Consider the following 15,178-nt stretch of genomic DNA (forward strand, 5'->3'; position numbering starts at 1 on the left):
AAACAACCCCGCTAAAAAATTAATTGCAGCTGTGCAATATTAGACATATCGCAACAACCCTCCACACTCAAAACAAGTACCTCTTCCAACAAGAATATCAACCATGTCCATACCTCTCATCAGCTCCGACTTTCAGACTGCACGCGATGGCCTCATCCGAATAACCGATATCGCCATGCCTGCACCACTCACACCACCTCATGAAGTACTGAATGACGCACAGGGAACGATCGACAACAATACGGCTGCGCGAGAGATAAAACAGCCTGACCTCAAAGACATTGATAATCTTTTTGGCCCCTTACGCTTCGGCGATCTAAGCGTAAGCCGTGTAGAACTTCATTCGATGGGCGCCCTACTCAATGGAGAAATAATTACCGGCTCGCTCACTTACTTTGCAGAGCCCGACCAGGCGTTCATAGATGCGCTGGAGTTTGATCCAGTGAAAGTCGAACACCGGATAAAAACAGTCGAAACTGACCAGACTCATCTCCCGGCCACCTTGCTGTTTGAAATTGCCACAAAACGCTCCATTTCGGCCGCCCCCTTATTGAAGCAACCCGAACCAGGCAGGTCGGCAGTACCCTTGGAGAGAATCGGTAGTTTGCTAAAAACCGCCCAGCGATTGGATATACAGAAAATCTCACTACCTGCTCACCTGCCTGACTGGGTCGATAAAACCAAAAGCCATGGCATGGCGTCCATGGGGGTTGGGCTTCAGGCATATGGGCTCTATAGCGCTTTGATCGGCACGACGGATGCACTTAAAAAAGGTCATTGGGATGAAGCTGCGGTCAATATCGGAGGAGGCGTAGCAGAGATCGGCTCGTTGATTGTCGAACGGGGCTTGGCAAAAACCGGCGAGGCAATGATTCGCAGTGGTGCAAAAACATTCGAACTCTTTGGCAGGACAACCGTCGGCCAATTGCTGAGTAGGGGGGCTGGACTATTTGCCAGCGTTTTAACCCTGCCGTTTGACCTCTACACCGCGATCAAATCGTTTAACGATGCAGCCAATGCACAGAGCAAAACTGCACAAGATCTTTACGTCAATGGCGCGCTCAGCCTGACGAGCGCGGGGGTGTCCACAATACTGGGCTGTGCCGCGTTACTGGGCTTCAAAGCCGCCGGGCCTGTCGGGATCGCCGCCGCCGCTATATTGATCATCGGGGCAAAAGTCTACAGTGCCGCGCGAGTGGTCGACGATATCGACGATTACATCGAGTTGACCGTGCATGAGCGTTGGCGTACAGGCTGGCTTGCCTTTACCGGACAAGACCTGGACCAAGAGGTCGCGGATCGCTTCAGCGTCGCCAAGACCTACAGCGACTATGCCAGTGCGCTCGAAACCACGAGCGCCGGATGGCTCAAAAATGAACTGAGAGACAGCGTTGAAGCGGTTGTGAATGGCCGATTCGAAGTGACATTGCAGCCTACCCGATATCAAAAATTTCAGTGGGATGCAGAGGGCGGAGAGTCACCTTACATAACGGTCAACGTACCCGCTATTAAGGAAACCGACGACGTTTACAACGCCAGAGAGGGCCTCTCGCCAGGCACTCCCGGTGTCGTTGCGGGTGAGACCGGCGCAGGCAAAGGAATACTGTGGGCACTGGGCGCAGGTAACGACAGCATCGTCGGTGTCCAAGACAAATCGAATTACTTTAATTACGCGTCAGGCACTAAATCCCTGACGGGCGGTGACCTTGACGATTCGTTCCTCTTTCAGTCGGCCGCCGAAGGCCTCAAGAAAACCCCTGCCGCTGAACACGTAAGCTCTTTAAATGGTGGCGCCGGAATAGACACGCTATCACTTCAGGGGCGACACGTACCGGTACGCCATGGGCCGGATGACAATGCGTATACCGGCTACGACATTGACTTGAAGAATGGAACACTGGGCTTGCGCCTCCCCGAGGCCGATGCGACCCCGATTTTACACTCGACCCTCGACTCGATCGAGAAAGTCGAGACACTGGCTGGTGCTTCCAACCGGGTCACCGGCTCTGATCAGACTGACACGATTGTTGCCAGTGGCAACGACAGCATCGACGCAGGCGCAGGTGACGACCAGATCTTTATTCGGGGTAACGAATGCCAGGTCAACGGCGGAAGCGGTGTTGACTCCTACTATTTGAATGACCTGAGCCACTTTGTATCCATTACTGAAGACGGTCAGGACATCAGCACCCTACATCTGGGCGTCACGCTCGAACTTATCCAGAGTTGGCGCATACATGACAATGCCCTGATCATCTCCTCATTGCGCAGCACAGACGAGTATGGGCCTCAGAGACAGCTGATCATCAAAGATGTCTACGCAAAGCTCGAGGGCACAAGGAGATTACGCAACGACAAGTTGTTATTTATCACAAGCGACGGCTACCAACTAAAAGCCGACCTACCCTCTGAAATAGCGGATTTTAGCGAGCAAAGCATCAAGGTCATTGTCGTCGCTCCCGGCGTCCCCAAAGATCCACCCGTTATCGTCAACAGTAAAATCCAGCGAGTCCCCAATGAAAAACACCAAAATTACTTCGTGTCCCGCGAGACGTATCGAACCACTTTCAGTGTCGACGCACAGAAGAAAAACACGTCCAGCACGCTATATATAGACTTCGACGATGACGAAATCAGTAACGTCAACGCTATCTATGTTGTCACGGCCACCGGTCGCAGCAGCTTTACTTACTTGAGTTATTCGCACATTCACTTCCAGATCCATTTCAACAATGGATGCTCACTGCTGATTCATGGTGCTGCGAGGGAAGGCTCCGGAAAAAAATCTGACCGGGGGAGCGGCATCATGACTTCAGGTTGGGAGACCATCCACGCGTTTACTCTGACAATGCGCAACGGAAAATCTTACTCGCTGGATTACCCGCAAAACTCCTACCTTGAAGACAAGGAAAACCCCGGATATAGAACCATTGAAAGCCGTGCTTCATTGCGTCAAAGACCAGGAAAGTACTTGCTCGTCGAACCTGCATTTGAAAGACGTGTTTTGAAGTCGGTTTCGCAGCGTATCGATATCAGCTCGGCATTACACAACACCGTCTACTTGCTTGAAGGTCAAGCTTCGTCCTATGACATATACCTGGCAAGCAACACACGCCTCAGCCTCTCAACCCCAGACACCGCGACGGGCTCAACCTGGAGCATTTATACAGAACACCTTCGCGAAATAATAACCCGACAGGAACTCATCATTTCCAACAGCGTGCTCAAGATTGGAAGCATACACATTCGACTTCCGAACAGTGCATCACCTGGAGTTCCCCTCGAGCAGGTCAGCGTCACTATCTCATCTGGCAATCGTTACCATATCAGTACGCTCTTTGAAATCATTCTGCTTGATGCAGTCAACGCACAGGCTTATTCAAGCATCAACGCTATACAATCGGACATAAAGTTTCACAAACAACGAGGAGAGCTAAACAATGATCTGACCTATGTAAAGAACATCCGAATGACCGACCTCACAGCCGGCAACATTTATTACGACACAGAAATGAACAACTGGACTATTGATACCGACTGGTCACGCATTATAAAGATCGAAGACCTGACCATCGTAGACAAGGTCATTTCGATAGCGTCAACCTGAGTCAAATTCAAACTAAATCTCTCTCTTTTCACTGGCCAAGGAGTGGCACCGTGGGTACAAAAAAACCGCCTGTCTCAGCAAATTCTTCCGGCGTGGATTCGCCTTCCTCTATATCCATTAACCCCCCTAGGTTACGCACCCAAGGAGACACTTCAACGCTGCCACGCCAGATAACGGGTACTGCGCCACATCTGCAACAGCAGGATCCGACAGGTCCCGATGTCGCGGGCGGCAGCGAAACAAGAAACCACGCAAGTGGAATGGCAAGCGATTCATCAACGTTGAACATAACGGATCTACCTTCACTGCGACTGCCAGAGCGCATAACCAGCGCCAGCCTGGACAAATATCTATTGGGATCTGCATTCTTGCGCGGAATGCAATCGCCCAATGCAGAGGGATTTCGACTCATCGTCGGGCGCAAGTTCGTCGATGTCAAAGACAAAGGAACTGTGTATGTGGAGTTCGATGACACCCTTGGGGCTTATCGTGCAACAGATCTTTACCATAAGCTCCCGTCAGGCCCCGCACTTTACAAGAACGATGGGGAATTGACCTGGAGTCAGCCTGCCCTTGCCTTGGAAGAAACACGACCTTCGCTCAAGCGAATTCACGCCGGTGACAATGAATCTTCCGACAACACGTTAGCGCCCAAACATCCAAAGCACGCTTTACCTGACGACCCATTGGAAACAGGAGTTCCAGCAGGGGGAATATATTTGGGTTCCAACAATCCGTTAGGGGGTCCTGATGTTCAGGGCTACTACCGTCTGCTGGTGAAACCGGTGCCTGGCTCAAATGAGCCAAGATACCTTTACGGCTTCAGGGATTCAAAAAACATGTGGGTGAAAGTTGACCCACCACCGGATGGATTCAATGCGCCTGTCAGGCATTTGAGCGAGTGGACGGATCATCAGCTCTGGGAGCTCTACGGCATTCATGGCCAGGATATTCAACGTTTCCGCATGGAAGCCCAAGCAAGCGGAATGAGGCCGCAGTGGGCAAAAACGGCATCGAATGACGATCCAAGAGCTTCACTGATCAACGACACGCTGAAGTGGCTTTATCCGAACAAGACGGTCAAGGAGCGCGAAATGCTCCTGAGAACTTACAATCTCTCTCCCGGGCAACAATTACGTCTCCACCAGGACTTGTCAAAGCAGCAAAAAATTCCGGTATGGGCTGAGCATCACAAACAACTGAGCCACGACAAAACCAACCCGATCAGGTTCGATCAGCTCTATAGCGAATTCGCCCCCCAAGTACTGCATGTCCGAAACAAAACCGCGCAAACAGGCCTTTATGGCCTTGAAGAGAGCTTGACCGAAGAGTTCCTCTTTTCTTTTCTGAAGAAAATGGGCTACGCCCGAAACAAAAATAATTGTTTATACCGCACGGACATCCCTTCGCTATTCAGAGGAGATGAACGCACTCCGTTTGAACTGGCCAATGATGGCTGGATGTTACCCCGTTACAACCACAGGCCCGGGGCAACGACCCAGAAGCCCATGAGTGCAACGGTCCGCCTGCGCGAGGCAACTTCTTTGTACGGAAAGGACGGACCTGATCCGGAATACTTGCTCTATAACAGTCAGACCAACAAATACCCTGGCAAGAAACCGGATGATACGGACGGTGGTTCCGACAATTCTGATAGCTCTGATAGCTCAAACCACTCCAGCGCCTCCGATAACGACTGGTCAGACTCCGACACCTCACTTCAACTTGACTCCGAACGAAACTATGAAACGACCCGACACAATCAAAATATACGGTTCGTTTACGCAATCGATACCCGCAACATGGAAGTGGTATTAGGCGAAGAAAATCACGCTTTTAATAAACGTGCGGATGTTCTCCCTACCTGGTTCCCTGAAGACGATCTCGAAGCATTGATCTCAGTATCGAGACGAGGCATCAATGCCGATCGGATCTGGCTGTTCGATTCAAACTTTAAACGAGCAGTACGCGTCAGAGACCTCACTGAACAAGCTGATAACGATTACCAGGAAGAAGTGCAGGCACGAACACATGCCGGCAGCTACAACAAAGAGGAATACGATGGGTTGATCGATAAAGCTGCCAAGGCCGGCAAACCAATTCTCGAACTGAATAGCGATAAAGACTGGTTTGCCAACGATATTGTCTGGCCGCCCATCCCCGTCGTTCAGAACCCGAGCTGAACGTCACGCAAACAACTCCCCTTGTAATTCATCCAGCAGCGCCTGAATCGCATCCAGTCGCTGCTGCGGATCGTCGAGTTGCAGCAGGTCAATCTTGTCCACTTCCGCGAACGGCAGCAAATAGGCCAACTGATTAGCCAATGATTGTTGCCCGGTCGCCTCAGTGCCCATGTTCAACGCTTCGACCATCGGGTGTTCGGCCAACGCCTTGAGCAGCGCCACCAAATCGGCGTCTTCTTCCTGCAGCGGCTGTTCAGGTTCGTCTTCAAGCCATTCAACGTCGGCGACGGTCAACTGGTCGCGCTGCACCTCGGTGCGCAAGACATGAAAACGCCGCCCGCCCTGCACCCGAATCCCCAGCAGGCCGTTGTCCTGCTGCTTGAAATCGGTGATCAGCGCTTCACACCCCACCAAGGCATACCCAGCCGGAGCGATGCCGACTTCTTCGCCGTCGAGGATGCACACCACGCCGAAGCCGCCGCCCTGTTTCATGCAGCGGCCGATCATGTCCAGGTAGCGCGCCTCGAAGATCTGCAAGTCGAGGATGCAGCCAGGAAACAGCACCGTGTTCAGTGGGAAAAGCGGCAAGCTCATAGACATTTCCTTACACCACCATCGACACCGCCAACGGCAGGAACACCGCCGTGGCCACACCCATCAGACTCATCGCCAGCGCCGCAAAGGCGCCGCACTCTTCACTTTCCTGCAAGGCCACCGAGGTGCCGACCGCATGGGCGGTCATGCCCAGTGCCATACCGCGCGCCTCAGGACTGTGGACACCGAGCCGGGTCAACAGGCTCGGGCCGAAGATCGCACCGATTACGCCGGTGATCAACACGAACACCGCAGCCAACGCCGCGACACCGCCGATCTGCTCGGCCACCAGCATGGCAATCGGTGACGTCACCGACTTGGGTGCCATGGTCATCAGGATCATGTGCTCGGCACCGAACCACCAGCCCAGCAACACGCACATGCCCGTGGCCACCACGCCACCTATCACCAGCGTAGTAAATATCGGCCAGAACAACTGCCGAATACGTCGCAGATTAAGGTACAGCGGCACCGCCAGCGCGACTGTCGCAGGCCCGAGCAAGATACTGAGGATCTCGGTGCTCTTGCGGTACTCGGCGTACGTCAGGCCACAGGTCACCAGAACACCGATCACCACCAGCATCGAGACCAGCACCGGTTGCAAAAAGATCCAGCGGGTTTTCTCGAAGGCCGCCAGCACCAACTGATAAGCGCCCAACGTGATGCCGATGCCGAACAACGGATGATGAATCACCGAGTCGAGTGCGCCGTGCCAATCAAGGATCATTGGTCATCTCCGCGATGGGCGTGGCGCTTGACCATGCGCTGCATCAGTACGCCGGCGAAGGCCATGGACAGCAGCAGCGACAACACCAGCGCACCGACGATGGCCCAGAAGTCCGCGGCAATATCCTTGGCATACACCATCACGCCCACGGCCGGTGGCACCAGCAGCAAGGGCAAGTAACGCAGCAGGCTGCTGGCCGCCAGGCTCAGCGGCTCGCCGACTTGTCCGCGTGAAATCAGGTACACCAGTAACAGCAGCAAGCCAATAATCGGCCCCGGTAGCACCGGTAAAAACAAGTGGTTGATGGCTGTGCCCAGCAATTGGAACAGCACCAGCCAAGTCAGGCCACGTAACAACATCCGGCATCTCCCACGCTCTCCCCACCAAGAAGGGGCTGCGCATTATAAGCACGTCAACACTATGGATCGGCATTCGCCAAAAGCATGGACAGTTGACCGGAGCAATTACCCATGTTGATCTACAGTGGTTCGCAGGGAGGTCAAATCCCCCCACTCGAAAAACTATAAATCCGATGAAACCCAAGGAGAGTCTCAATGCCCTATGTTCCCGTTGCAGAGCTCAAAGATTATGTCGGCAAGGAACTCGGACGTTCCGAATGGCTCACCATCGATCAGGAGCGCATCAACCTGTTCGCAGAAGCCACTGGTGATTACCAGTTTATTCATGTCGACCCGGTCAAAGCCGCGCAAACGCCATTTGGCAGCACCATCGCACATGGATTCCTGTCGCTGTCACTGATCCCCAAGTTGATGGAAGACATCCTCATCCTCCCCGAAGGCGTGAAGATGGTAGTCAACTACGGTCTCGACGGCGTGCGTTTCATTCAACCGGTCAAGGTCAATTCGAAAGTACGCCTCAAGGTTGACCTCTCCGACGCCGTCGAGAAAAAGCCCGGCCAATGGCTGCTCAAGGCCACCACCACCCTTGAGATAGAAGGCTCGGACAAGCCGGCCTATGTCGCTGAATCCCTGTCCCTCTGTTTCGTATAACCCATCCCGGATGCGAAGCAGCTCACGCTGTTTCGCGACCGTCTCTATATATACGACACATAGCTACGGCATACTCCGTCGCCTAATTGCCCGGATCCCGCTATGCGCTCACTTGCACTCCTTGCCTTGACCCTGTTGCTCACCGCTTGCGGCGATGGCGAATCGCTGCTGCCCCCCGATGCCCGCTTGCCGGACGGTGGACGCTATCGCGGGGATCTGGTCGACGGCTTGCTGCAAGGCCAGGGCCGCATCGACTACCCGAACAAAAGCTGGTACGCCGGCGAGTTCGACAAGGGTCAATGGCATGGCCAAGGCGAATGGCATGGCAGCAACGGCGAGGTCTTTCGCGGTCAATTCAATCAGGGCCTGTTCGACGGCCAAGGCACGCTGACCACACCAGGCAGCAATTACACCGGTGGGTTCAAACTCGGTCGGCGCGATGGCGAAGGCACGCTCAAAGAAAACGGCATGACCTATCGCGGCGAATTCAAGGCCGATCAATATTCAGGGCTCGGTCGTCTCGAACTCGACGACGGCAGCTCCTACCAGGGCCAGTTCACCCAAGGCAAACCCAACGGTGAAGGCCAGCGCGGCGACGCCAGCGGCAATCAGTTCACCGGACATTTTGTCCATGGACAACTGGAGGGCAACGGCACCTTCAACAGCGCCGAGGGTGACATTTACGTCGGCGGTTTCAAGAACAATCAACTGCACGGCAAGGGCCGCTACGAGAATGCCGATGGCGATGTCTGGCTGGGCCAGTTCAAGGAAGGCTCGCTGAATGGCAAGGGCGAGTTGATCGGTGCCGATGGCAGCCATTACGTCGGCCGGTTCAGCGACTGGCGCTTCACCGGCCAAGGGCGACTGAACCTGGCGGACGGCAGCTTCTACACCGGCCAGTTCGACAATGACAGTTACTCGGGACGCGGCACGCTGGTGCTGACTGACGGCACCGTGCAAAGCGGCACGTGGCTCAATGGCCAACGTGTGCGTGACGCCGATGGCAAGCTGCTACCCGATAGCCTGGAGCTCGGTTTGCTGGCTCAGGGCCGCTTGCTCGACGACGCACTGCTCAATGTTCCGAGCTCGACTCCGGCCGTCGAGTTGTACACCCTGACCCTCGGTGGTGACGGCAAACAAAGCGTGTTCCTGCGCGAATCCGATTACGTCAGCAACATGCTCAGCAGCCGCTTCGGTGCGTTTGGCCAGATCCGTCTGGTCAATCATCGCGACCACCTCGTCGACCGGCCGATGGCCACCCGGGAAAACCTGCGCCGTGCCGCGCTGACGTTGGCCGAGCGCAGCGGCCCGGAAGATTTGATCTTCATTTACCTGACCAGCCACGGCACCAGCGAACACGAACTGGTGCTCGATCAACCGCGCATGGAACTGCCCGATCTGCCGGCCGATGAACTCGCCGCAGTGCTTGCACCCTTGAAGAATCGCGACAAGATCATTGTGATTTCGGCCTGCTATTCCGGTGGTTTCATCCCCGCCCTCAAGGATGAACGCACCTTGATCATCACCGCCTCGCGGGCAGACCGCGTGTCCTTTGGTTGCTCCGAAGAAGCCAACTCTACCTACTTCGGCGATGCACTGTTCACCCAGGCACTGAACCAGACCGACGACCTGGAGCAAGCCTTCAAACTGGCCAAGGCTACTGTCGCCGAACGCGAACTGGCGGACAGCTTCGAAGCTTCCGAGCCGCAGATGTGGGCGCCTAAAGGGGTGATCTCGCACTGGCAGTTGTTACGCAAGCAGCAGGCACGAAAAGCGCTACAAAGTAGCTCTACCGATAGCAAGGATTCAAAGAGCAACTAAGCTGAACAGTATCAAGGGAGAAACACTATGTACTTGACGCCTCAGCATGTATTGCTTGCCGGAGCTACCGGGTTGACCGGTGAACACTTGCTTGATCGCTTGCTCAATGAGCCCACAATTTCAAGGGTATTGGCCCCTTCACGGCGACCACTGGCCACACATCCGCACCTGGAAAACCCGGTCGGCGACCCGACGGTGTTTCTGCCGCAACTGAACGGCCGCGTCGACATCGCCTACTGCTGCCTTGGCACCACGATCAAACAGGCCGGCTCCGAAGAAGCGTTTCGTGCAGTGGACCTGGACATGGTGGTGGCATTCGCCAAACGTGCACGGGAAATGGGCGCACGGCACCTGATCGTGATCAGCGCATTGGGCGCCGATCGCAGATCCTCGATTTTCTATAACCGGGTTAAAGGCGAGATGGAACACGCATTGCGCGCGCAGGACTGGCCGCAACTGACCATTTGCCGCCCTTCTCTGCTGCTCGGTGATCGCGTCACGCCACGTCTGGGCGAGAAAATTGCCGGCCCTCTGTCACGCCTTATCCCGGGCAAATATCACGGCATCGAAGCCTGCCAACTGGCCCGGGCGATGTGGCGCTTGGCGCTGGAAGAGCAGGATGGGGTTCGGATTGTCGAGTCGGATGAGTTGCGCAAGCTCGGCAAGTAACCTGTGGCGAGGGGGCTTGCCCCCGTTGGGCTGCGAAGCGGCCCCATTTAATAATTCAATAAAACCGCGTCGCCTGGATTACGACTGCTTCGCAGCCGAACGGGGCGGTGCGGCGTTCCGACAAGCCCCCTCACCACAGCGCTCTCCTACAATCCGCCCGTAGCCTGAAAACTCACCCCGATCACCGTCAGTAACGACAACGGCAATAGTAGCGTGTCGAGCAACGCGCTGGCTGGCAGGTCCAAGCCAGGGTAACTCGGAGCTTCGGCGCCAAAGTGGTCCTTGGCGCAGCACCCACCGTTCATGGCATACACATCCAGACGCGTCCCCGCATACACCAGCGGTGCTCCGGGTTTGGCGGCATCAAGGGTGCGCGCCGTGGCGCAGCCCGTCAGTTGCAACACCAGCAGAAGGATCAGTAGCTTATTCATCGCTGCTCAAATGATGTTCACCCCAGCGTGGCAGCATGTCCTGCGGAATGTTCAACAGATTGAGAATCCGCGCCACGACAAAGTCGATCAGGTCATCAATCGTCTGCGGCTGATGATAGAAGCCCGGCGAAGCCGGCATGATCGTCACGCCCATGTTCGACAGCTTGAGCATGTGCTCCAGATGGATGCTCGAATACGGCGCTTCACGCGGGACCAGAATCAACTGGCGACGCTCCTTCAAGGTGACGTCGGCGGCACGTTCGATCAGGTTGTTGCAGGCACCCGTCGCAATGGCCGACAGCGTCCCCGTGGAACACGGCACCACCACCATCGCTGCGGGCGCACCGGAGCCCGAAGCCACTGGCGACATCCAGTCTTCCTTGCCATACACCTTGATTTGCCCGGCCGCAGCGCCGGTGTATTCGGTGAGAAAGGCCTGCATCATCTGCGGTTTGGACGGCAACGAAACATCCGTCTCGGTCGCCATCACCAGTTGCGCCGCCTTGGAAATCAGGAAGTGCACTTCGCGATCTTCACGCACCAGGCAATCGAGCAGGCGCAAACCATATTGGGCGCCGGAAGCGCCGGTCATGGCCAGCGTGATGCGATCCGGGCCGCTGCTCATTGCAGCGCCTCGGCGAGTTTGCCGTGCAGGCCGCCGAAGCCGCCATTGCTCATGATCACCACGTGGGTGCCGGGCTGAGCCTGGCTCTTCACGCGTTCGATGATGCCTTCCAGCGAATCGCTGACAACCGACGGCACAGTGCACAGCGCTGCCGTGCCGGCCAGGTCCCAACCGAGGTTGGCCGGGCCATACCAGATCACCTGATCGGCATCGACCACGCTTTCCGGCAAGCCGTCGCGGTGCGCGCCGAGCTTCATGGAATTGGAGCGCGGCTCGATGATCGCGATCAATGGCGCATCGCCGATGCGTTTGCGCAGGCCATCAAGGGTGGTGGCGATGGCGGTCGGGTGATGCGCGAAGTCGTCATAAATGGTGATGCCGCGTACGTCGGCGACTTTTTCCATGCGGCGCTTCACGCTTTTGAACGCGCTCAACGCGGCGATGCCCATGGAAGGCACTACGCCGACATGACGCGCGGCCGCCAATGTAGCCAAAGCATTGGCGACGTTGTGCTGACCGGTCATGTCCCACTCGACCACGCCTTGAGCGACGCCTTCAAACATCACTTCAAACTTCGAACCGTCTTCGCTGAGCAGTTTGACCTGCCACTGACCGCCAGCACCGGTGGTTTGCACCGGGGTCCAGCAGCCCATTTCGATGACACGTTGCAACGCCGGTTCGGTGGTCGGATGGATCACCAGGCCTTCGCTTGGAATGGTCCGCACCAAATGATGGAATTGCCGCTCGATGGCCGGCAGATCAGGGAAGATGTCCGCATGATCGAATTCAAGGTTATTCAGGATCGCCGTGCGCGGGCGGTAGTGAACGAACTTGGAGCGTTTATCGAAGAAGGCGCTGTCATATTCGTCGGCTTCGATCACGAAGAACGGCGTGCCGCCCAAGCGCGCCGACACCGAGAAATTCTGCGGCACGCCGCCGATCAGGAAGCCCGGGCTCATGCCCGCGTGCTCCAGCACCCAAGCGAGCATGCTGCTGGTGGTGGTTTTGCCATGAGTACCGGCGACGGCCAGCACCCAGCGACCTTGCAACACATGATCGGCCAGCCATTGCGGGCCGGAAACGTACGGCAAACCTTTGTTCAGCACGTATTCGACGGCCGGGTTGCCGCGCGACATGGCGTTACCGATCACCACCAGGTCCGGTGCCGGATCGAGCTGAGAAGGATCGTAGCCTTGGGTCAACTCAATGCCTTGAGCCTCAAGTTGAGTGCTCATCGGCGGATAGACGTTAGCATCGGAGCCGGTCACGTGATGGCCCAGCTCTTTGGCCAACACCGCCATCGAACCCATGAAAGTGCCGCAGATACCCAGAATATGAATGTGCATAGTCGACCTCGTAAAACATGGCCGCAGGTTAGCGTAGGGAGGGGAAAATCGCACCTTGTGTTTAGGATTTGAAGACGCCTTCGTCGGAACGCCGCCCGGAGCCGGCTCGCTCCCACAGTGGTTCAGCGGTGTTCGCATAAAGTGTGTCCGCTGAAAATCTAATGTGGGAGCGACGGTGCGACGATTCGACCTGCTCGCGAATGGCCGCGACACGGTTTACCGGGCAATACCGTGCTTGCGCAGCTTTCTATAAAGCGTGTTACGGCTGACACCCAAGTGCTCAGCGGTATGGGTCATATGCCAACGCGTGTGCTCCAGCGCATTCAACAACGCCAGCCGCTCGGCATCGTCCAACGGATGTTCGGACGGCTCTTCCACCGCCCATGCAACCGCCGGCCGCGCGTGACGAATCATCGCTGGCAAATCCTCCAGCCCGATCCGCCCGCCGTCACACAATGCCGCCAAGGTGCGCAGCACATTGCGCAATTGCCGCACGTTGCCCGGCCAGGAAAAACCCAGCAAGGCTTCCCGCGCCGGTCCGTCGATCAGGATGGTTTCCCCACCTGCCTCTTCGGCCAGTAAAAAATCGAGCAACTGCGATTTATCACTACGCTCACGCAATGCCGGCAACGCCACTTCCAGCCCATTGAGCCGGTAATACAAATCCTCTCGGAAACTGCCGTCCTGCACCCGATCCAGCAGATTTCGGTGAGTGGCGCTGATGATTCGAACGTTGACCGCTTCCGGCTCCCCGCCAATCGGCACTACCTGTCGATCTTCCAATACCCTTAACAGTCGGGTCTGCAAGGCCAACGGCATGTCGCCGATTTCGTCGAGAAACAGGGTCCCGCCATCGGCCTGCTGCAACTTGCCACGCATGCCTTCCTTGCGCGCGCCGGTGAAGCTGCCGCCGCGATAGCCGAACAATTCGCTCTCGATCAGGCTTTCAGGAATGGCCGCACAGTTAAGGGCGACGAAGGATTTTTCCGCCCGTTGACTGGCCTGGTGCACGGCTTTGGCGAACGCCTCTTTGCCGGAACCGGTTTCGCCGTTGATCAGCAGCGGGACATCGCGCTCGAATACCCGCAGCGACTTGCGAAAATCCTCCTGCAACGCGGTATCACCGATGCAGATGCCTGACAGCCGTGGACGTTCGGCAATCGTCGGGCTTAGCACCACGGGCACTGGAATGCTGCGCGGCTGCCCACGCAACACGGCAAATAGACTACGGCCGTCGCGGGTGCGCAGCGGCCAACTGGCGCTGGCATTTACACTGGCGCGGCCGAGCAACTCATCCAGCGAACAGTCGAAAAACGCTTCGACCGGTTTACCCAGCAAGCCGCCGCGAATATGCCCCAGCAAGTTCAGTGCACTCTGGTTGACCGCACAGATCCGCCCTTCCCCGTCGAATGCCAGCAGCCCCTCGCTGAACAACCCGACGGACTCGGCCTGCAAGTGAAAACGCAGCAGCCATTGATTGTCGAAGTAGCGCAGGAAATAACAACTCTCAATCATCTTCGCCGAAAGATTGACCAAGGCCATGGTGTGGAACTGGCTCTGGCGCGATACATCGTGGCGCGCCGAAGACACGTCGAGCACCGCCAGCAGTTCGCCATGAGGATCGAAAACCGGGCTCGCCGAGCAGGTCAGGCCGGTGTGGCGTCCGCGAAAGTGTTCGTCCTGATGAATGGTCAGCGACTGACGCTCCACCAGACAGGTGCCGATGCCGTTGGTGCCTTCGCAGGCTTCGCTCCAGTCGGCACCAAGCCAAAGGCCGGCACGTTCGAAAATCTTCCGTTCGGCGGGAGCGGTGACGCAATTGAGGATCACACCACGAGCGTCGGTCAGCAGCACCGCATGGCCGGCGCCAGACAGTTGTTGGTGCAGGCTGGACATTTCATTGCCGGCGATGTGCAGCACTTGCTGCAAGCGTTCACGGCTTTCCAGCACGCGGCCATGTTCCAACACGGTGGGCGCCATGGTCAGGGCCGGGTCGAGGTGATAGTCCTCAAGACAGCGCAGCCAGGAGCGGGCAATGGACGGATCGCTGCCGGGGCCGTGCAGGTGCGATTTGCCCTGAGTCACGGTCAAGACTTGCTGGGCATGGCGACTCAAATGGTTGTCGTGCATTTCTTATTATTCTCCCCCGCGGGTCTGGCTCGCTC

Annotated in this window: 12 protein-coding genes; 5 read left to right on the forward strand and 7 right to left on the reverse strand. The window is 56.5% G+C overall.

Annotated elements, in window-relative coordinates; genetic code table 11:
* The first annotated feature begins 103 nt into the window (after nucleotides 1-103).
* On the forward strand, nucleotides 104-3,607 hold the full coding sequence (locus tag ACWGZX_RS10635) for a calcium-binding protein (RefSeq protein WP_452628277.1): 3,504 nt from the start codon (nucleotides 104-106) through the stop codon (nucleotides 3,605-3,607).
* 50 nt (nucleotides 3,608-3,657) lie between these two features.
* Complete coding sequence (locus ACWGZX_RS10640; RefSeq protein ID WP_452628278.1) at nucleotides 3,658-5,790, forward strand: hypothetical protein; 2,133 nt, start codon at nucleotides 3,658-3,660, stop codon at nucleotides 5,788-5,790.
* 3 nt (nucleotides 5,791-5,793) lie between these two features.
* Here ACWGZX_RS10640 and ACWGZX_RS10645 read toward each other — a convergent pair whose 3' ends face one another.
* The 3 genes from ACWGZX_RS10645 to ACWGZX_RS10655 are packed head-to-tail and all read right to left on the reverse strand — an operon-like array spanning nucleotide 5,794 to nucleotide 7,470.
* Complete coding sequence (locus tag ACWGZX_RS10645) at nucleotides 5,794-6,384, reverse strand: LON peptidase substrate-binding domain-containing protein (RefSeq protein ID WP_223521952.1); 591 nt, start codon at nucleotides 6,382-6,384, stop codon at nucleotides 5,794-5,796.
* A gap of 10 nt (nucleotides 6,385-6,394) precedes the next feature.
* Nucleotides 6,395-7,111, reverse strand: a complete 717-nt coding sequence (locus ACWGZX_RS10650; RefSeq protein WP_452628279.1) for an LrgB family protein — start codon at nucleotides 7,109-7,111, stop codon at nucleotides 6,395-6,397.
* Entirely contained in the window at nucleotides 7,108-7,470 is a 363-nt protein-coding gene (locus ACWGZX_RS10655; protein ID WP_223521950.1) for a CidA/LrgA family protein, read from the reverse strand. Before ACWGZX_RS10655 ends, ACWGZX_RS10650 begins: the two co-directional genes overlap by 4 nt.
* Nucleotides 7,471-7,665: 195 nt before the next feature.
* Here ACWGZX_RS10655 and ACWGZX_RS10660 point away from each other — a divergent pair, with 195 nt between their 5' ends.
* The 3 genes from ACWGZX_RS10660 to ACWGZX_RS10670 all read left to right on the forward strand — a co-directional run bounded on the left by ACWGZX_RS10660 (nucleotide 7,666) and on the right by ACWGZX_RS10670 (nucleotide 10,611).
* On the forward strand, nucleotides 7,666-8,121 hold the full coding sequence (locus tag ACWGZX_RS10660; RefSeq protein WP_452628280.1) for a MaoC family dehydratase: 456 nt from the start codon (nucleotides 7,666-7,668) through the stop codon (nucleotides 8,119-8,121).
* A 102-nt stretch (nucleotides 8,122-8,223) separates the two neighbouring features.
* Complete coding sequence (locus ACWGZX_RS10665) at nucleotides 8,224-9,942, forward strand: C13 family peptidase (protein WP_452628281.1); 1,719 nt, start codon at nucleotides 8,224-8,226, stop codon at nucleotides 9,940-9,942.
* 27 nt (nucleotides 9,943-9,969) lie between these two features.
* Nucleotides 9,970-10,611, forward strand: a complete 642-nt coding sequence (locus ACWGZX_RS10670) for an oxidoreductase (protein ID WP_223521944.1) — start codon at nucleotides 9,970-9,972, stop codon at nucleotides 10,609-10,611.
* A gap of 146 nt (nucleotides 10,612-10,757) precedes the next feature.
* Here the strand turns inward: ACWGZX_RS10670 and ACWGZX_RS10675 are convergent, their stop codons facing one another.
* The 4 genes from ACWGZX_RS10675 to ACWGZX_RS10690 all read right to left on the reverse strand — a co-directional run bounded on the left by ACWGZX_RS10675 (nucleotide 10,758) and on the right by ACWGZX_RS10690 (nucleotide 15,143).
* Nucleotides 10,758-11,042 (reverse strand): YceK/YidQ family lipoprotein, encoded by a 285-nt coding sequence (locus ACWGZX_RS10675; protein ID WP_452628282.1) that lies wholly within the window; start codon nucleotides 11,040-11,042, stop codon nucleotides 10,758-10,760.
* The gene (ubiX, locus tag ACWGZX_RS10680) at nucleotides 11,035-11,667 is read right to left on the reverse strand and encodes a flavin prenyltransferase UbiX (protein ID WP_452628283.1); all 633 of its coding nucleotides are present in this window, start codon (nucleotides 11,665-11,667) and stop codon (nucleotides 11,035-11,037) included. The genes ACWGZX_RS10675 and ubiX overlap by 8 nt, the downstream gene beginning before the upstream one ends.
* Complete coding sequence (gene mpl, locus ACWGZX_RS10685; RefSeq protein ID WP_223521938.1) at nucleotides 11,664-13,013, reverse strand: UDP-N-acetylmuramate:L-alanyl-gamma-D-glutamyl-meso-diaminopimelate ligase; 1,350 nt, start codon at nucleotides 13,011-13,013, stop codon at nucleotides 11,664-11,666. Before mpl ends, ubiX begins: the two co-directional genes overlap by 4 nt.
* A gap of 216 nt (nucleotides 13,014-13,229) precedes the next feature.
* Entirely contained in the window at nucleotides 13,230-15,143 is a 1,914-nt protein-coding gene (locus ACWGZX_RS10690; protein ID WP_452628284.1) for a sigma-54-dependent Fis family transcriptional regulator, read from the reverse strand.
* Nucleotides 15,144-15,178 lie beyond the last annotated feature (35 nt).

It is taken from the genome of Pseudomonas sp. CLCA07 (assembly GCF_053615335.1).